This window comes from Caldicellulosiruptor bescii DSM 6725 (assembly GCF_000022325.1).
GTDB classification, from domain to species: Bacteria; Bacillota; Thermoanaerobacteria; order Caldicellulosiruptorales; family Caldicellulosiruptoraceae; genus Caldicellulosiruptor; species Caldicellulosiruptor bescii.
In genome coordinates this window covers 625,900-644,793 of the sequence record NC_012034.1, presented here as the reverse complement: position 1 = coordinate 644,793, position 18,894 = coordinate 625,900, and the positions used below count along the sequence as shown (strand labels likewise).

The following is an 18,894-nucleotide window of genomic DNA, read 5'->3' as shown; positions in this document are numbered from 1 at the left end:
TTTTTAGCTTATAAAAAGTTTTTCAATAATCTTTTTTCTCATCGCCCTCTCTAAATCCCAGTGGCGAAGAGGTTTTGTCTCTGTCACAATCCTGAGTGTATATTCTATCCAGTTTGTATCCACAATCCCTACAATTTGTGGTGGTGTTACAATATCATCTTTGAACTCCTCTTCAATCTCTTTAAAAACCTCTTGTAGCTTCAAAGACACCTCATCAAAGTTCATTTTTGTATTAAGCTTAACATCCACAATCGCCTTTGAGTTATGCCTCGACCAGTTTGTAATGGCACCTATGGAACCATTTGGAATAATATGGATTGAGCCGTTGTAGTCCTGGATTATTATTGTCTTTATTCCCATTTCTTTTACAGTGCCGCTTCTTCCATCGATAGTCACATAATCACCGACAGAAAGCTGGTCTTCTATAATTAAAAAAAGACCTGCTATGACATCTTTAATCAAACTCTGTGCACCAAAACCTATCGCAAGTCCACCTATCCCTGCAACAGCCAAGATTGTCTTGATTGAAACGTTAAAGTTTTCAAGAATGAGCACAATCACTAAAAAGTATATAGAGTATTTTAAAATACTTTTGAAAAGTGCTGCAAGAGTATCTATTCTTTTTTGATTTATAGGAAATACAGAACTTCTCTGTTTTTTCTTCCATTTTTCAAGCATTCTATTAGAAACTTTCAAAAATAAAAAACCAATAATTAGGATGACCACAGAGTATATGATTTTGCCACTGTATTTCAAAATCATATCAGATATTTTCCCAATACTCAAATACATCACCCTCCCAAAAACTTCTCAAAAAGCCTTTTCTGAAAAAGGTCGTCTTTTGCCATAAGCTCGGGATGCCATTGCACACCTACAAAAAAATTTCTGTCTTTCTTCGAAATTGCCTCTACAATGCCATCCATTGATACTGCCTCAATTTCAAATCCAGGTGCTACTTCTTCTATTGCTTGATGGTGAAAAGAGTTTACTAAAATCTTTCGGCCCCCAAAGATGCAAGCAAATAACCCTCCAACAACCTCTACAGTATGATATCCATATATACCATCAAGATTCTGGTAATGAGACATAGAGGATTTTCTCTCTATGTCCTGTATCAAAGTCCCACCAAACGCAACGTTCATAACCTGCACTCCTCTGCAAATTGCCAAAACTCTTCTACTCATCTCATATGAAATTTTCATTGCCTCAAGCTCTATTCTATCTCTCAAAAGATTGATTTTTCTTATTCCTACTTGAGGTTCTCTGCCATAAAATTTAGGGTGAACATCTTCACCTCCGCAAAAAAGAACATACTCACACATCTGTATGTACTCTCTTAAAAGATCAGTTGATAAAACACTTATAGGGAAAATTATGGGTTTTGCATTTAGCATTAAAAGTATTTCTATGTACTCATTCATAACATAAAGTTTTCTATTCTCTGTATCAAACCCGCCAAATATAAGAACCTTCATTGGACTTACCTTATTCACTTTGAGTTCTTCAATTTCCATTCTATGATTCTCTTTGCCACTTCTTTAATAGGCATCTGGTGGTCCATGCTGAGCTTTTGAAGTTTTTTCATTGCACTTTCCTCATCAAGCTTTAGCTCCTTCATCAAAATCCCTTTTGCCCTTTCAACAAGCTTTCTTGTCTCCAAATCATCCTGAAGCTTCCTTACTTGTTCTTCTAACTTTCTTAATTTCATCCAATTTTTAGCAATAGTCTCAACAAAGGATATGAACGACCACTTATTAAATGGACTGTACAAAAAAATATTAAACTCATCATCCTCTAAGATTACACTTTCTATATTAGACCTTTGTGCCTGGTTTGCCAAGATGACAACAGGACATATTCTGTCATTTTTTAAAATATCTATCATCTCCACCATACTGCCAACACTAAATCCATACTCCATAATAACAATATCTGGTTTTAATACCCTTATCTTTCTCAGACAATCTGCAAAGTCCGAAGCAGCGTCAGCAATGGTATAGCCATTTTCAATAAGAGCATTTTTTACAACAGAAAATAATCTTTGGTTTTTTATAGCCAGAATAACCTTGAACATCTATATTTTTGCCCCTTACCAAGCTTATTTAATAATTTTAACACACTCCTTTTTCTTTTTCTATAAAAACATTACTAAACCTTTTTGGACTAAATTAATCAGTTTTTCCACTATAGTAGTATCGAACTGACTTCCAGCACACCTTTTCATTTCGCTCAACGCCGCCTGTTTATCAAAAGCTTTTCTATAGGGTCTGTCAGAAGTCATTGCATCATAAGCATCTGCAACAGCTACAACCTTTGCAAGAAGGTCTATCTCTTCATCTTTCAATCCAAACGGATAACCTCTGCCATCCACCCTTTCATGGTGCTGAAGCACAACCTTTTTAATTCTGTCCGTAAACTCTAAATCTTTTAAAATGTTGTAACCTATTAAAGGATGTTTTTGGATTTCTTTATACTCATGATCTTCTAAAGAACCTTTCTTGTTCAGTATATCCTCTTTCACACCAATCTTTCCTATATCATGAAGCAAACACGCAACCTTTAAAACGTTTTTTTCTTCCTCTGAAAGCGAAAGCTCATCAGCAATTTTTAAAGCAATACTTTGCACTCTTTCGCAATGTCCTTTCGTATACACATCTTTGTACTCAATCGCTTTGGACAAGCATAAGATTGTTTCATAGAAGAACCTTTCAATTTCTTGATTTTTCTTTTCAAGTTCTGCCTTTGATTTATTTAATTCTTCAATTGTGTCTTTCAGTCTTTCGTTCATGTAAGTGCTTTTCTCATACAAATCTTCTATTTCTGATTTCTGTTTTTTGAGATTTGAATAATAAATGGCATTTTTTATGGCTATAGTAATAAAATTGCACAGGCTGATATAATATTCAACATCTTCGCTTGAAGTGCTTTTGCATTCAATTCCATAAAAACAAATACCTTCACATCTCTCTTCTGAAACAATCGGAATAGCTACTTTTACCAAGTTATTATTTACTATTTTGTAAGCAATATTAATATCCTCTTTTGCTCTGCTCAGAAGAAGATGTTCATGAACATCTTTTTGCCCAAACTGACCCAAGATTTTGAATTTTTTATCATCACCATCATGATAAATGCTTATACGAGAAAATTTCAAACTTCCATGGCTATACTCACCTATAACCTCAACTATATTTTCTACATTCGAAAGACTAATAATCTTAGTCGAGAGCTCAAAAAAATTTTTAAACCATTCATTTTTTTCTCTTAAGTCCCTTTCTGTTTCAATTAATCTCTTTACAATATTTGTCATTTCTTTGTTCAGTCGAATACTATCAATGTAGTTCTTTTCAATACTATCTTTTTCCTCTTTTAGCTTTTTAATTATGACTTTTTGTTTTTTCTCAAATACTCTATATCTTTTCAATATACTGCCATATCTGAGAATATAAAATACTGTAAAAAATGCCACTGCAAGGAACAGTGTTACAATTTTAAGATATTCAATGACAGGTTTTTGAATATGTATGAAAATCTCAGCAACCTGAACTGCCAGGGGAAAACATATTAAAAAGAAGAGAAAAAACTCAAAAATCCTCATCCATAAATTCTTTTGTAGTTTCAATCTTCAGTCCCCCTGTCAAAAAAGTCACACACCTTATTATTTCGACAAAAGGTACAAAAATCCTTTAAACAAAATGACAAAAAAAGAGAGCCAAACATGGCTCTTTAAGCGTTAAACAAATCTTTTACTCTTGGATATATACTATTATAAAGTTTATAAGTCCTTCTATATACTTCAAATAAGTCTTTATTTGGATTACAGCTTTCAACCTTCTGAATCATAACATCGCAGGCTTCTTCGACCTTATTATACTCTCCGGCACCAACTGCTGCCAGAATAGCCGCGCCAAATGCAGGTCCTTCTTTGGAATTCAGTGTCCATACATCCATCTCAAATATGTCTGCCTGCATCTGTCTCCATAGCTTGCTCTTTGCACCACCACCTGAAACTCTGACTTCTTTTACCTCAATACCCATCTCATTCAAAATATCAAGACAGTTTTTAAGCGAAAATACAACACCTTCCATAACAGCTCTAATAAATTCCCTTCTTGTGTGTTTTGCAGTTATTCCAAAGAAAATACCTTTTGCGTACGGGTCCAAAATGGGCGTTCTTTCGCCCATCAAGTATGGCAAGAAAACAAGCCCATCTGACCCTGGATTTGCAAGTTCTGCCTCCTGGTCCATCAAAATGTATGGGTCTTTGTCAATAAACTCAAACGCAGCCTTTTCGACGTGAGCAAAGTTGTCTCTAAACCACTTGAGAGAAAGCCCGGCACCTTGAGTTACACCCATCACATGCCATTTTCCCGGCACTGCATGACAAAATGTATGAACCCTTCCCTGTGGGTCAATCTTAAGCTCGTCAAGATGGGCAAAAACAACACCAGACGAACCTATTGTAGAAGAAATCACACCCGTCTTTACTATGCCATTTCCAACAGCACCTGCTGCTTGGTCCCCTCCACCTGCAACAACAAGCGTCCCTTCACAAAGACCTGTAATCTCACTTGCTTGCCTACTCACTTTTCCAGTAACCTCTGGTGACTCATAGACTTTCCCAAGAAGATCTTTGTCTATCTCAAGCTTTTCAAGAACTTCATCAGACCAGCACCTGTTTTTAATGTCCAAAAGCTGCATGCCAGATGCATCTGATACATCTGTTGCAAACTCGCCTGTGAGTTTAAATCTTATATAGTCCTTTGGAAGCAAAATCTTGTAAACCTTTTCATAATTTTGGGGTTCATTGTTTTTTACCCACAAAATCTTTGACGCTGTAAAACCTGTCAGTGCAGGGTTTGCTGTTATTTCAATAAGTCTTTCCTTGCCAACTTTTTGTGTAATCTCATCACATTCTTTTGCCGTTCTCTGGTCACACCAGATTATTGATGGTCTTATGACATTGTAGTTTTTGTCAAGCATAACAAGCCCATGCATCTGCCCAGTAAGTCCTACAGCTTTGACTTCTTTTGGGTCTACCTTTGACTTTTCAAGCACAGCTTTAATTCCTTTTACGCTTGCATCCCACCAGTCTTCAGGGTTTTGCTCAGCCCATCCAATCTGAGGCTGATAAAGAGGATACTCAAAAGTTGCTGTTGCCAAAATGTTGCCTTTTGAATCAGTTAAAATAGTTTTTGTACCAGATGTTCCAACATCAATTCCAATAAAATACATTCAAAACACCTTCCTTTCTTGAATTTTTGTCTTGAAAATATATTTTATGCAGATTGTCTGATTATAAGCTGAGTGTCAAGAATATATTCACTTTCAAATTTTTTGTTCGGGTTATCTATTTTTTCAAAAAGAATATCACAAGCTGTCTTTGCCATAAGGTCAATTGGCTGGCGAACTGTTGTAAGTCTTGGCATTTTGCTGAGCTGAAGCCCTACTAAATCCACATCGTCAAACCCGACTACTTTCACATCATTTGGGACAGACATTCCCATCTCATCTAATGCGTACATACTTGCATATGCCATAAGGTCGTTTGCTGCAAATATGCCATCTATTTTTTTGTTTTGTAAAAGCTTTTTTGTATTTTCATATGCCTTTTGAAACATAAAATCTCCCTCGATGACAAGTTCTTCATCAAATTTTATTCCAAAGTCTTTTAATGCTGCCTTATACCCCTCATATCTTGCAACACTTTCAAAAGACTCAAGCGGACCTGATATATGTACAATTTTCCTGCAACCTTTTTCAATAAGGTACTTTGTTGCAATGTAGCCACCCTGCAGGTTGTTTACATTTATCCTCGGAACATTTGTAAATTCAGTATTGTTTTCAGCAAGAACAACTGGAACATTGTTAGCATGCAAAAGCTTTAGTGCTTGTTTATCAATACTTTTATATCCAAAAACTATAACTCCATCCACTCTACCTACCAAAAATTTGAAGTAGTCAATATTATCTATCAGCTGACAAAATATAGCCCCGTACCCGCGCTGGGTTATATATTTGTTGAGTAACCCCACAACTTCACTGTAAAACCAGCTACTGAGCTGTTGGATTATGATTCCTATTGTATCTGTCTTTCTTCTTGCTAAATTTTTGGCTGTCACATTTGGAGTATAATTCAAAGCTTTAATAGCTTCCAAAACAGCCTTTTTCTTTTTCTCAGAGACGTTTGCTGTTCCATTTATAACTCTTGACACAGTTGCCTTTGAAACACCAGCTCTTTTTGCAACATCCTCAATCGACGGCAAATGCTCTGCCCCCTTTCATTTTCCTTTTTAATTTTATCAAATACAGGAATTGTAAGCGATTTCGATTATTCTTTGTTATATACTTTATCACATTGGTAGTTGGTTTATCAACAAAATTTTAAAAAATAGCAAGTTAGGGTATTTGAATTTATAACTATATATTACAAAAACATCTATTGACGTTTCTTTTTTTTTTAATAAAATCAAAATAAAGGTTATGGAGGTGATTAAGATGGAAAGCAAATGGCTTCCAATTGGAAGTGTAGTCGTTCTAAAAGGTGGAAATAAACCATTAATGATTTATGGTCGAAAACAGTTTAATTCACGAACAGGGCATGAATTTGATACTACCTTAATTTATTCAAAGATTTGCCTTAATTATATCATATTTGGTTTTTATTTTCAATCATTGCATTCATCCCCGCCCTAAAAGGACGAGGCTTTCTGCAAAGTTTCGTGTAAATTTTGCTATTGAAATTTCGTAAATTTATGAATATAATGAAATGTAAATTGAATATAAGCTAATAGTAAAAGTCCATCCTTCGGGGCGGGGTGAAATTCCCCACTGGCGGTAAAAGCCCGCGAGCAAAAGCCTTTCTGGCTTTTGCAGAACCGGTGGAATTCCGGTGCCAACGGTTACAGTCCGGATGGGAGAAGGAGTGGATGTGTAAGGAAGATTTCTTATACATCTTGTTAAAAGCCCAAAAAGCCTCGAAGGTGGAAAATCCACTTTTGAGGCTTTAGTTTTTTGTTCATCAAATTACACCTTAGAAAGGAGGAAGCATTTGAGAGCTCTTTCACATAGCTACTACATGAACATGGCACTTGAGCTTGCAAAGAAAGCTTCTCCTTTGGTGCTGCCTAACCCAAGAGTGGGATGTGTGATTGTAAAAAATGGAACTGTAATTGGAAAAGGGTATCACCAGAAGTATGGTGAAAAACACGCAGAAGTTTTGGCAATTGAGGATGCAATAAAAAATGGATACTTGCTCAAAAACGCAACAATGTATGTTACATTAGAGCCATGCTGTCATTTTGGTAAACAGCCGCCTTGTACAGATGCAATTATAAAAAGTGGAATTAAAAAGGTTGTGGTTGCCACCAAAGACCCAAATCCTCTTGTCAATGGCAAGGGCATACAGATATTAAAGCAGCACGGAATAGAAGTTATAGAAGGTGTGCTGCAGAAAGAAGCAGAAAGTATTAACAAGGATTTTTTTAAGTACATGAAGACAGGCATTCCCTATATCGCTATAAAAGTTGCCCAGAGTATTGATGGCAAAATTGCAACACCTTCAAATAAGAGGTTTTTGTTTAACACTGAAGAGGAAAATGTCTTTGTGCACAGTCTTCGTCAAAAATATATGGCAATTTTGGTGTCAGTAAATACTGTAATTTCAGATAACCCAATTTTAAATGCAAGGTATGGCCAGATTGTAAGGCAGCCTACAAGAGTTGTGCTTGATTCAAAGCTTCGAATTCCTTTAGAATGCAATATTGTAAAAACTGCTGACAAGTATTCTACCTACATTGTGTGCAGTGAAAATGTAAATGATATTCAAAAAATAGACCTTCTTTCTCAAAAAGGAATAAAAATAATCTTTGCAAAGTCCTCAGAAGATGGTCATCTTGACCTTTCAGATGCATTTTCAAAACTTGCACAGCAAAAGATAGTATCAGTCCTTGTTGAGGGAGGAAGTCTACTGAACTTTTTTCTTTTGAAACAAAGAATTGCAGATTACTGGTATTCATTGATATTCAATGTTTTTATTGGTGGGCAGGACACAAAAGGTGTAGTTGGTGCGGAAGGCTTTGAGGACTTTTTCCCAAAGCTTGCAAATACAAAAGTCACAACATTTAAAAATTCTACTATAATCGAAGGAGATATAAGTTATGTTTAGCGGTATTGTTGAAGAGGTTGGCAGGGTTGTTCTAATGAGAAAAATTGATGATATTGTAAAGCTGAGTATAGAAGTGAAAAAGATAGATGCAAAAATTGGTGACAGTATAGCAGTTGATGGTGTGTGCCTGACTGTTACAAATATTTCAAATGGAATTTTTGATTTTGACCTGTCACCTGAAACAATTGAAAGGACCACACTTAAATTTTTAAAAGAGGGGATGCCTGTAAACCTGCAACCTGCTTTGAAGATGGAAGACAGAATTGGCGGTCATATTGTTCTTGGTCATGTGGACTGTATTGGCACAATCTGTATGCAAAAAATTCAGGGAAAAAGTAGAATAATTGGAATAAAGCCGTCTGAAGATTTTAAAGGTCTTGTTATCAAAAAAGGTTCTGTTGCAATTGACGGCATTTCTCTTACAATTGTAGATGTCTTTGACACATACTTTACAATATCTTTGATTCCACACACCATTGAAAATACTACCTTGAAGTACAAAAAGGTAGGTAGCTGGGTAAACATTGAGTTTGACTACATTGCAAAGATTGTGAAAGAGAATTTGAGGTGATAGACATGTATGAGTTAAAAGATGTAATAGAAAATCTTAAAAATGGAGAATTTGTCATAGTATTTGACAGCCAAAACCGTGAAGATGAGGCAGATTTAATTCTGCCCGCTCAGTTTTCAACACCTGAAAAGATAAGTTTTGTTTTGAATCACGCAAAAGGAATGTTCTGTGTTGCGATAGATAAGGAAATTCAAAGGCGCTTGAATTTGTATGTTCCTTACAATACTCAAAACACCTGTACCTTTACAGTTACTGTTGACCACAAAGATACAAAAACAGGTATAACTGCTAAAGAGAGAAGCAAAACATGCAAAGAACTTGCAAACCCAAAAGCAGTGCCATCTGATTTTAAAATCCCTGGTCATGTAAATCCTGTTGTTGCGCATGAAGGGGGGGTTTTGATAAGAAAAGGGCACACAGAGGCAGCTGTAGAACTTTGTAGAATCTCAAAGCTTTTTCCTGCTGCGGTGATGATTGAAATCTTAGACGAAAAAGGAGATAGTCACAACAAAGAGTATGTAAAAAGCTTAGCAAAGAAATTTTCAATACCCATTACTACAATTGATGAGATTGAAAAATATATTCTACTTAGCCAGCCTACAGTGCAAAAAGAAGCTGAAGCAGAGCTTCCAACACAGTATGGAAAGTTTAAGATTTTTGCTTTTAAAAATCATTTTTCTCAAAAAGAACATGCTGTGCTGATAAACCAAACTTTTAACCCAAGCCAGCCTGTAAATGTCCGAATACACTCATCGTGTAAAACAGGAGATATTTTTCACAGTTTAAGGTGTGACTGCCATCAGCAACTTGAATTTTTCTTGCAGTTTATGGCAGAGAACAAAAACTGCATGCTCATTTACCTTGACCAGGAAGGAAGAGGAATTGGATTTGCCAATAAGATTAAAGCATATGCATATCAAGAGCAAGGCTTTGATACCTATGAGGCAAACAATTTACTTGGCTTTGACGATGATTTGAGAGATTACTTCGATGCTCTGCATATTTTAAGGTTCTTTGGTATAAGCAAAATTAATCTTGCAACATCCAATCCTGAAAAAATTTCTTTTTTGCGGGATTGCGGAATTGAAATTCTGAAGAGGATAGCTATTCCGGTTTCTGTAAATCCATATAACAGGAAATATATACATTCTAAAATGTTAAAGAAAAAGCATGAAATCTTAATAAAAGGAGAGGATAGCTTTGAGAACTTTTGAAGGAAGCTTTTGTGGAAAAGATTTAAAATTTGCAATTGTCATTTCAAGGTTTAACTCATTTATTACAGATGAGCTTTTAAAAGGATGCTTGGATGGTCTTAAACGGCATGAGGTGGACAGTGAAAATATCGACGTATATTACGTACCAGGTGCTTTTGAAATACCACTTGTGTGCAAAAAGCTTGCAAAGTCAAAAAAATACAATGCAATAATTGCACTGGGTGCAGTGATTCGCGGCAGCACACCACATTTTGAGTATGTGAGTGCAGAAGTCTCAAAAGGTATTGCAAACGTCTCTTTAGAACAAGAAGTCCCAGTTATATTTGGTGTTCTGACATGCGACACAGTTGACCAGGCAATCGAAAGGGCAGGTACAAAAGCAGGAAATAAAGGGTTTGACGCAGCCATGTCTGCCTTAGAGATGGCAAATTTGATGAAAAATATTTCTTCATAAGAAGAAAAAGTTGGCTCTTTGATTGGGTCAACTTTTTTTATTACACTTTTGAAAATGACACTTGGTCATTTTGGAAAGTATTTCATTTGAGAGAAGCAAAAACATGGTTTTATAATGAAAATATATTAAAAACCTAAATGAAAGAGGCGGGATTTTTATGAAAAGTTTATTAAGATTTTGGGTGTTTGTTGTTACAATTATAATTCTATCTTTATTTATAGTTTCACCTTCGTTTGCATCTGATATTAAAAAAGAAGAAGCTCTATTTTTTGATTCAAATGGCAACCCCTCTTATATTACTATTATTAACAAAAGTTCAGTAGCATATCTTTCTCCCTATGAACTTTCAAAGGTACTGGGTGGAAATTTTGCTTTCGATCCAAAAGACTATAACTTTCTTCAGTCAAAGCTTATTGTTGACCAAAATGAACTTATATTCAAGCTCGATAGCAATGTGGTGACATTCAATGGAAAAAACTTTTATATGGACGGACCAATACAAATCATACAAAATAGAATTTGTGTACCTTATTCTACTTTCAAAACTTACTTGAATTTATTTGAATATCGTCATTATACATCAGGAAAACGAATGATATTCAAGCCAAACGGAAACTACATAGTCTACAGTGTTCAAAGCGGTGACTCTCTCTGGATATTGTCTCAAACTTTCGGAACATCTATTGAAACTATTAAAAACCTCAATAGCCTTACAAGCGACACACTCTATGTTGGACAAAAGCTAATTGTAAAAAAGGTAAGTATTAACCCTGTCCAAATTACTGGAATAATAAAGTGGTGGACATATGTAAAAGCTTTTCCATCTTCGTCAGCACAAAATCTATTTTATCTTACCCAGGGACAAATTGTAAACATCATTGGAAAGCAATCAGAATTCTATAAAATTTCATCAGCAAAAGGAACTGGCTTTGTTTCAATCTGGGCAGTAGATATAAAACAAGATATTTCTGACGTCTCAAAACCAAGTAGCTATTTTTATTCTTATATACCTGTTGATACTTCAGGTGACTATGTAAGCTATACATACTACAAGGTGCAAAGTGGAGATACAATATGGTCGATTGCAGTAAAATTTGGAATACCCGACTATGAACTTATGTCGGCAAATAATTTGAATGAAAACTCATACATCTATGCAGGACAAACCTTAAAAGTGCCTGTTCACACAGTTGCTGTGCATTTAAATGAGTACGGAGTTGAAATGCTCGACTGGTTTTCGCAGGGAAATTATGTATTCCCAATCGGCAGCGTTGGCAAGTTTATTGACATCCAGACAGGAAAATACTTTTTTGCAAAAAGGACAATGGGGGCAAGTCATGCAGATGTTGAAACTTTGAGCTTTAAAGACACTCAAATCATGAAAGAGATATTTGGTGGAAGCTTTACATGGGAAAGACGTCCGTTTATACTTGAAATAAATGGTAGAAGAATAGCCGTGTCAGTTTCTGGCATGCCACATGCAGGGGTGGACGGCGTTCCTTACAATCAAAATGTTGCAAACAGAAGCGGTGGATATGGCTACGGTCCAAACCTTGATACAATTGTAAATGGAATGGACGGACACTTCGATGTATATACATTCAACGGTCTTCGTCACAAAGACAATCAAATTGACCCTCAGCATCAGTTGACAGTAAGTATTGCAGCAGGCTTGAGGTAAGGTAAAGTAAGTTGGGGCTGTTTCAAATGAACAGCCCCATTGAAATAATAGCCATTTTATATCTGCGGCTGGGGCAGCATTCCATTTTGTGCAAAGCTGTAGTACTCATCTTTTGCCACTATAAAGTGGTCATTTACAGCAACACCTATCGTAGAAAGAGCATTAACAATCTTCTGAGTTGTCTTAATGTCATCCATTGAGGGTCTTACAGAACCTCCAGGATGATTGTGAGCCAAAATTACACTGCTTGCATTGTACCGAATAACACATTCAACAACTTTTCGTGGATACACAACAGCTTCTTTAACTGTACCCTCAAAAAGTGGCACAGAATATATCACATTTAACTGGGTATCAAGGCAAATAACATAAAACACCTCATTTTTCCTTCCCACAAACAAACTCTTTATGTACTCTGCTGCCGCTTCTACATTTCTTAGCTGAAAGGTTTTTCTATTTTTATCAGCAAGATATCTTCTTGATATTTGCGAAATAAGAGATATCAAAATGGCAGAATTTTCTCCGACGCCTTTTACCTTTTGAAGTTCTTTTGGGTGAGCTTCAAATACATTTGATATACTTCCAAAAGTTGAAATCAACCTGTGTGCAATCTCATTTGTATCTTTCCTTGGAATGCTGAAAAATAAGAGAAGTTCTAACACCTGATGGTCTTCAAAACCATCAAGCCCTTGTTCAATAAATCTTCTTTTGAGCCTTTCTCTGTGCCCTTCATGCAGGTTACAAGACAAATCCATACACTCTCCCTTTAAAATAACTTTTCTTTTGAATTTTTTAATCACATTTTATTTTGATTATATCATTCTTTTCAATAAAGAATAATAACCCATGAATTTTGGGTATTAAGTATCTTAAAGAAAAAAATTTTTGTTGCTTTAATTTTACAATAATGTTATAATTGAATTTGTGTTTTGTATGTTTTTTATAACTTATTAGTCTCTGTTTTGATAAAATTGCTCACAGTATTTTCTACTAACACTTATTTAAATTTTGTAAACATTTCTCTTTTCTATAATATAAGCTCTAATGGGGGTGCCAAATATGATAAAAAAAGTAAAATCTACTATTTATCTATCTGATATAAAAAAATTTGAATCAGGAGAGCATTTTGAAAGTTATAAGTTCTTGGGAAGCAAGGTTGTAAACTACAGAGGCAAGGTTGGAACAGTTTTCTGTGTGTGGGCACCAAATGCTAAAAGCGTATCTGTTGTTGGAAATTTTAATAATTGGCGCGGTGAAAACCATAAGATGATGAGAGTTTATGGAAGCGGATTTTGGTGGCTATTTGTAGAGGGCATTGGTGAAGGAGAGCTCTACAAATATGAAATTATTGGTGCTGATGGGAAAAGGGTTTTAAAAGCTGACCCGTATGCAATCTATTCTGAGAAACGTCCCAATACAGCATCAATTGTCAAAAACATCCCGGACTATGAATGGCATGACCAGGAATGGATGGAAAAAAGAAAAACGACTCCACCATATGACAAGCCCATCAATATCTATGAGGTTCATCTTGCATCATGGAAAATGAAAAAGGATGGAAGCATAGAGAAGGCTGGCGAGTTTTATAACTATCGTGAACTTGCTCACATGCTGGTAGACTACATAAAAGAAATGAATTATAATTACATTGAACTTCTGCCAGTTTTAGAACATCCTCTTGACATGTCATGGGGTTACCAGCCAACAGGTTACTTTTCTCTCACATCACGTTATGGTAGTATTGAGGATTTTATGTATTTTGTTGACTATATGCACCAAAATGGAATTGGAGTAATAGTTGACTGGGTGCCAGCTCATTTTTGCAAAGATGAGCATGGACTTTATAGGTTTGACGGAACATTTTTATATGAATATGAGGATGAACTTTTGAGAGAAAACTACACATGGGGTACAGCCACATTTGACTTCGCAAAACCCCAGGTTCAAAGCTTTCTTATCTCAAGCGCCATGTTTTGGTTTGATGTTTATCACATTGACGGAATAAGGGTAGATGCTGTTTCTCACATCATCTATATGAACAACAACCAGAAAAACAGGTATGGCGGACATGAAAACATAGAAGGAATTGAATTTATAAAAAAGCTTAACAAGGCAATATTCTCAAAATATCCAAATGTCCTGATGATTGCCGAAGAGTCAACTGCATTTCCTCTGGTCACATATCCAACATACGATGGAGGGCTTGGCTTTAATTACAAGTGGAACATGGGATGGATGAACGACACCTTAAAGTACATGCAAAAACACCCAGATGAGAGAAAACAGCATCACAATCTTTTGACATTTTCTATAATGTATGCATTTTCTGAAAACTTTATTCTGCCGTTTTCACACGACGAGGTTGTCCATGGAAAAAAATCTTTGCTTGACAAAATGCCAGGTGATTACAATCAAAAATTTGCAAACCTAAGACTTCTTTACGGTTATATGTACACTCATCCGGGCAAAAAGCTCCTTTTCATGGGTGGTGAGTTTGGTCAGTTCATTGAATGGAGATTTTATGCTTCGCTTGACTGGCTACTTTTGGACTACCCCATGCACCGCATGCTTCAGCACTATGTTAAAAGTTTAAACAGATTTTACTTAGAAAACAAAGCTTTGTGGGAGCTTGACCATAAAATGAATGGTTTTAGATGGATAGATGTTCACAACTGGGAGCAAAGTGTCATATCATACTTGAGAATTTCCAAAGAACCTGATGATTACCTTGTTGTCATTTGTAACTTTAGTCTTGCTTCATATGAAAATTACAAAATAGGCGTGCCAAAAAAAGGCATTTATCTGGAAGTATTTAACAGTGATAAAGCTGAATTTGGTGGTAATAATATAGTAAACACAGAAAAACTTAAAACAATTGATGAAGTGTGGCATGGGTATAACCAGTGTATAGAATTTAGGCTTCCTGCACTTTCGTGTTTGATTTTCAAGCCAATTGAATTTTTCAATGCTCAAGAAGAAAAGAATCAAAATGACAACAATATTCAGATATAGGGTGGTGATTAAAATGAACGGTCCCAAGCGTGAGATTATAGCAATGATTTTGGCTGGCGGACAAGGAAGTAGGCTAAAAGACCTCACCAAAACAAATGCAAAGCCTGCTGTAGAGTTTGGGGGAAAGTATCGGATTATTGACTTTACTTTAAGCAACTGTGCAAACTCATCAATCGACGTTGTTGGCGTTCTTACTCAGTATCAACCCTTTACATTGCACTGTCATATCGGAACTGGAACTGCATGGGATTTGGACCGCACAAAAGGAGGTGTATACCTCCTGCCACCTCATACAAATGACAGTGGCGGAAATTGGTATAAAGGCACTGCAGATAGTATCTACCAAAATATGAGCTTTGTGGAGCTGTTTTCACCTGAGTATATTTTAGTACTGTCTGGCGACCATATCTATACCATGGACTATCAAGAGATGTTTAAATTCCACAAGGAAAAAAAAGCTGATGTGACAATTGCATGCATTGAAGTTCCTATTAAGGAAGCTTCAAGATTCGGAATTATGAATACAAAAGAAGATGGTAGAATATATGAGTTTGAAGAAAAACCAAAACATCCAAAAAACAATCTTGCATCAATGGGCATATACATCTTTAACTGGGACAAATTAAGGAAATATTTGAAAGAAGATGCAAAAGACGAGGAATCTGCACATGATTTTGGAAAAAACATAATTCCCAAGATGTTAAAAGGCGGTGAAAAATTATTTGCATACAGGTTCAAAGGTTACTGGAAGGATGTGGGGACGGTTGAGTCTTACTGGGAGGCAAATATGGACCTTTTGAATGAAGAGTGTAAATTAGATGAACCAAGTTGCATATTAGATTTGTACAATGAAGAGACAAAGGTTTATACATCATCAATTGCATATCCACCTCAGTACATAGCCCCTTGTGCAAAGGTCAAAAAGTCGATGGTAGTAGAAGGTTGCAGCATCTGGGGTGAGGTTTACAATTCAGTTTTGTCATACAACGTGTACGTAGGCCAAAATGCCAAAGTTGTAAGCTCTGTTTTACTTAGCAATGTCTTCATCGAAGATGGTGCTGTGGTTGAAAATGCAATTGTGTGTTCAGGGGCAAGAGTTACAAAAGGTTGTAAAGTTATTGGAAAAACAGGAAAAATTGCAGTTGTTCCTGAAAACAAAAAGGTAACTTCTGACATCATAATTTCAGAACAATAAAGTGGAGGAGATAAAAATGCTTACAAATTATTTAGGTATTGTAAGCCTTACAGAAAATGATAGTAAACTTAAAAGTCTAACAGCAACAAGACCTTTAGCGTCAATTCCTATATTCGGCAGATACAGGGTTATTGATTTTGTGCTTTCAAATCTTGTCAACGCAGGCATCACAAACGTGGGTATTTTGGCTCCCACCAAGTCCAGGTCCTTGATAGACCATGTTGGAACAGGCAAACCCTGGGACCTAAACCGCAAGGTTGACGGTCTTTACATTTTCAATTATTCATATGAACCGCCTTCCATAAGTGACATAAAACTTTTGAAAAGTAATATAGAATTCTTACTTCGTAGTAGAAAGGAAATGGTAATTTTTGCTTCATCATATATGATTTGCAATATTGATTTTGAAGATGTAGCAAGGTTTCATGAAGAAAGTGGTGCAGATGTAACAGTTGTATATAAGAAGGTTACCAATGAAGATGAACTTTTTTTGGATCTTTCAACAATCATGGTTGACCAAAACTCAAATGTAATTGGAGTCGGAAAAAACATAGGAAGGCGCACAGCTGTAAATATATCTTTGGATATGTTTGTGCTTAGTAAAGAATTCTTGATTGAGTGCATTATGACATGTCTTGAAAATGGTAACTGTACAACATTTAGAGATTTTATCTACAAAAATGTCCAGAATATTAATGTAAAAGCTTATGAGTTTAAAGGATATGTAGGATGCATAAACTCCATCTCCTCATACTTTAAAGTATCAATGGACATGTTAAATGTTGATATTCAACGTGAACTTTTTTCAGAGGAAAGACCTATTTATACAAAGTCCAACGACTCACCACCAACAAGGTATTTTTCCACATGTGAGGTTGAAAACTCATTTGTGTCGAACGGATGCCTGATTGCAGGCAAGGTAAAAAATAGCATAATTTCAAGAGGAGTTGTAATAGAAAAAGATGCAATTGTTGAAAACAGTATAATATTTTCAAAATGCGTTATTAAAAGAGGCACTATATTGAAAAATGTGATTTTAGATAAAAACGTAATAATAGATGAAAATACTACACTCATTGGGCACAACAAAAATCCCCTCGTGATGGAAAAACAAAGCTTTATTAATTTCAGTCAGTTAAAAGAGGTGAAAAGAATATGAAAATTTTATTTGCAGTGTCTGAGGCATTTCCTTTTGCTAAAAGCGGAGGCCTTGCTGATGTAGCATATTCTTTGCCAAAGGCATTAAGAAACCTTGGTGTTGATATAAGAGTCATTATGCCAAAATATAGTGATATACATCCTGATTTTACAACAAAGATGAAACATATATGTCATTTCACTGTACCTGTTGGATGGCGAAATCAATATTGTGGAATAGAATACCTAAATTTAGATGGTGTACCATTTTATTTTGTTGACAATGAATACTATTTTAAAAGACCTGGATATTATGGATATTATGATGATGGAGAAAGATTTTCCTTTTTTTCAAGGGCTGTATGTGAAGCAGTGTATCATCTTGACTTTGATGTGGATATAATTCATGTAAATGATTGGCACACAAGCGTTATACCTGTCTTACTTAAAGCTCATTACGGACATTCAGATAAACATAATAAAATAAAAACCATTTTGACAATACACAATCTTAAGTACCAAGGTATTTTCCCAAAAGAAGTTATGTATGACCTTCTTTCACTGCCGGATGAGTATTTTTCTGAAGATAAGCTAAAATTCTATGATGCTATATCATTTTTAAAAGGCGGTATAATATACTCTGATAAGGTCGTAACTGTGAGCAGGACATATGCAAACGAAGTAAGAACACTTTCTTACGGCGAAGGACTACACGGACTTTTGTCTGGGATTGGAGAAAAATTAATAGGCATTATTAACGGAATTGACTATGAAGTTTACAATCCTGCAACAGATAAGTTAATATTTGTAAATTATGATTCTAATACATTTGAAAATAGAAAAAAAGAGAACAAATTTAGACTTCAGCAAATGCTAAACCTTCCTGTTTCAGACGAGATTGTTCTGATTGGTATGGTTTCAAGGTTAACAAAAGAAAAAGGAATTGAGCTTATAGAAAGAATTATAAATAAGCTTTTGACATTACCAGTTCAGCTTGTAATCTTGGGTGCTGGTGACTATCATTATGAACAAATGCTAAAACAATATGCAGGAGCGTTTCCTTCAAAGGTTTCGGCAAATATTTGTTATAGCGAAGAACTTGCACGAAAAATTTATGCCGGTTCTGACATGTATCTTATGCCATCTTTAACAGAACCTTGTGGAATATCTCAGCTCATTGCAATGAGATATGGAAGTGTGCCGATTGTCAGAGAGACAGGTGGACTTAAAGATACAGTAAAACCTTATAATCAGTTTACAGGTGAGGGTTGGGGATTTTCGTTTGCAAACTATGACCCTGCAGAGCTTTTTGCCACTATAAAATATGCACTTTCAATATATAATGATAAAAATCAGTGGAGAAATATTGTCCATCAGGCAATGACACAAGACAATTCGTGGAATGCTTCAGCCTATGAATATCAAAAGGTTTATGAAAGCCTTTTAAATTCATAAAAATTTAG

Annotated in this window: 17 protein-coding genes and 1 riboswitch; of the genes, 10 read left to right on the top strand and 7 right to left on the bottom strand. The window is 35.5% G+C overall.

The annotated features are described in order from the left end of the window. Positions 1–3 precede the first annotated feature (3 nt). From ATHE_RS02835 to ATHE_RS02810, 6 genes are all read right to left on the bottom strand, one after another. Positions 4–792: a mechanosensitive ion channel family protein gene (locus tag ATHE_RS02835; RefSeq protein ID WP_041727062.1), complete on the bottom strand. Its 789-nt coding sequence runs from the start codon at positions 790–792 to the stop codon at positions 4–6. Then, complete coding sequence (locus tag ATHE_RS02830; protein ID WP_013430979.1) at positions 792–1,514, bottom strand: gamma-glutamyl-gamma-aminobutyrate hydrolase family protein; 723 nt, start codon at positions 1,512–1,514, stop codon at positions 792–794. Before ATHE_RS02830 ends, ATHE_RS02835 begins: the two co-directional genes overlap by 1 nt. Next, positions 1,490–2,074, bottom strand: a complete 585-nt coding sequence (locus tag ATHE_RS02825) for an ANTAR domain-containing response regulator (RefSeq protein WP_015907149.1) — start codon at positions 2,072–2,074, stop codon at positions 1,490–1,492. The genes ATHE_RS02830 and ATHE_RS02825 overlap by 25 nt, the downstream gene beginning before the upstream one ends. Before the next feature lie 60 nt (positions 2,075–2,134). After that, on the bottom strand, positions 2,135–3,622 hold the full coding sequence (locus ATHE_RS02820; protein ID WP_015907148.1) for an HD-GYP domain-containing protein: 1,488 nt from the start codon (positions 3,620–3,622) through the stop codon (positions 2,135–2,137). A gap of 104 nt (positions 3,623–3,726) precedes the next feature. Next, positions 3,727–5,235 carry a xylulokinase gene (gene xylB / locus ATHE_RS02815; RefSeq protein WP_015907147.1) on the bottom strand — a complete coding sequence of 503 codons (1,509 nt, stop codon included), beginning with the start codon at positions 5,233–5,235 and terminating at the stop codon, positions 3,727–3,729. Positions 5,236–5,279: 44 nt separating this feature from the next. Then, positions 5,280–6,266: a LacI family DNA-binding transcriptional regulator gene (locus ATHE_RS02810; RefSeq protein ID WP_015907146.1), complete on the bottom strand. Its 987-nt coding sequence runs from the start codon at positions 6,264–6,266 to the stop codon at positions 5,280–5,282. A gap of 232 nt (positions 6,267–6,498) precedes the next feature. On the opposite strand from ATHE_RS02810, the gene ATHE_RS02805 reads away from it, so the two are divergent. The 6 genes from ATHE_RS02805 to ATHE_RS02775 all read left to right on the top strand — a co-directional run bounded on the left by ATHE_RS02805 (position 6,499) and on the right by ATHE_RS02775 (position 12,087). Then, positions 6,499–6,696: a DUF4176 domain-containing protein gene (locus ATHE_RS02805; protein ID WP_015907145.1), complete on the top strand. Its 198-nt coding sequence runs from the start codon at positions 6,499–6,501 to the stop codon at positions 6,694–6,696. 104 nt (positions 6,697–6,800) lie between these two features. Beyond that, positions 6,801–6,929: riboswitch (FMN riboswitch) on the top strand. Between the two features lie 122 nt (positions 6,930–7,051). After that, positions 7,052–8,167, top strand: coding sequence for a bifunctional diaminohydroxyphosphoribosylaminopyrimidine deaminase/5-amino-6-(5-phosphoribosylamino)uracil reductase RibD (ribD, locus tag ATHE_RS02795; RefSeq protein WP_015907144.1), 1,116 nt, complete (start codon positions 7,052–7,054; stop codon positions 8,165–8,167). Then, entirely contained in the window at positions 8,160–8,738 is a 579-nt protein-coding gene (locus ATHE_RS02790; protein WP_015907143.1) for a riboflavin synthase, read from the top strand. Before ribD ends, ATHE_RS02790 begins: the two co-directional genes overlap by 8 nt. Positions 8,739–8,743: 5 nt before the next feature. After that, a complete protein-coding gene (gene ribB / locus ATHE_RS02785; RefSeq protein ID WP_015907142.1) occupies positions 8,744–9,952 on the top strand; it encodes a 3,4-dihydroxy-2-butanone-4-phosphate synthase in 1,209 nt (402 codons plus the stop codon). Continuing rightward, the gene (gene ribH / locus ATHE_RS02780) at positions 9,939–10,406 is read left to right on the top strand and encodes a 6,7-dimethyl-8-ribityllumazine synthase (RefSeq protein WP_015907141.1); all 468 of its coding nucleotides are present in this window, start codon (positions 9,939–9,941) and stop codon (positions 10,404–10,406) included. Before ribB ends, ribH begins: the two co-directional genes overlap by 14 nt. A gap of 157 nt (positions 10,407–10,563) precedes the next feature. After that, positions 10,564–12,087 carry a LysM peptidoglycan-binding domain-containing protein gene (locus ATHE_RS02775; protein ID WP_015907140.1) on the top strand — a complete coding sequence of 508 codons (1,524 nt, stop codon included), beginning with the start codon at positions 10,564–10,566 and terminating at the stop codon, positions 12,085–12,087. A 56-nt stretch (positions 12,088–12,143) separates the two neighbouring features. On the opposite strand, the gene radC is transcribed toward ATHE_RS02775, so the two are convergent. Then, complete coding sequence (radC, locus tag ATHE_RS02770; RefSeq protein ID WP_013430992.1) at positions 12,144–12,842, bottom strand: RadC family protein; 699 nt, start codon at positions 12,840–12,842, stop codon at positions 12,144–12,146. Positions 12,843–13,146: 304 nt separating this feature from the next. On the opposite strand from radC, the gene glgB reads away from it, so the two are divergent. Genes glgB through glgA form a run of 4 tightly spaced genes read left to right on the top strand, consistent with a single transcriptional unit; the run spans position 13,147 to position 18,886 of the window. After that, positions 13,147–15,099, top strand: coding sequence for a 1,4-alpha-glucan branching protein GlgB (gene glgB, locus ATHE_RS02765; protein WP_015907139.1), 1,953 nt, complete (start codon positions 13,147–13,149; stop codon positions 15,097–15,099). Between the two features lie 13 nt (positions 15,100–15,112). Then, positions 15,113–16,294: a glucose-1-phosphate adenylyltransferase gene (locus ATHE_RS02760; RefSeq protein ID WP_015907138.1), complete on the top strand. Its 1,182-nt coding sequence runs from the start codon at positions 15,113–15,115 to the stop codon at positions 16,292–16,294. Between the two features lie 16 nt (positions 16,295–16,310). Next, positions 16,311–17,453: a glucose-1-phosphate adenylyltransferase subunit GlgD gene (gene glgD, locus ATHE_RS02755; protein WP_015907137.1), complete on the top strand. Its 1,143-nt coding sequence runs from the start codon at positions 16,311–16,313 to the stop codon at positions 17,451–17,453. Next, the gene (gene glgA, locus ATHE_RS02750) at positions 17,450–18,886 is read left to right on the top strand and encodes a glycogen synthase GlgA (RefSeq protein WP_015907136.1); all 1,437 of its coding nucleotides are present in this window, start codon (positions 17,450–17,452) and stop codon (positions 18,884–18,886) included. The genes glgD and glgA overlap by 4 nt, the downstream gene beginning before the upstream one ends. The last annotated feature ends 8 nt before the right edge of the window (positions 18,887–18,894 follow it).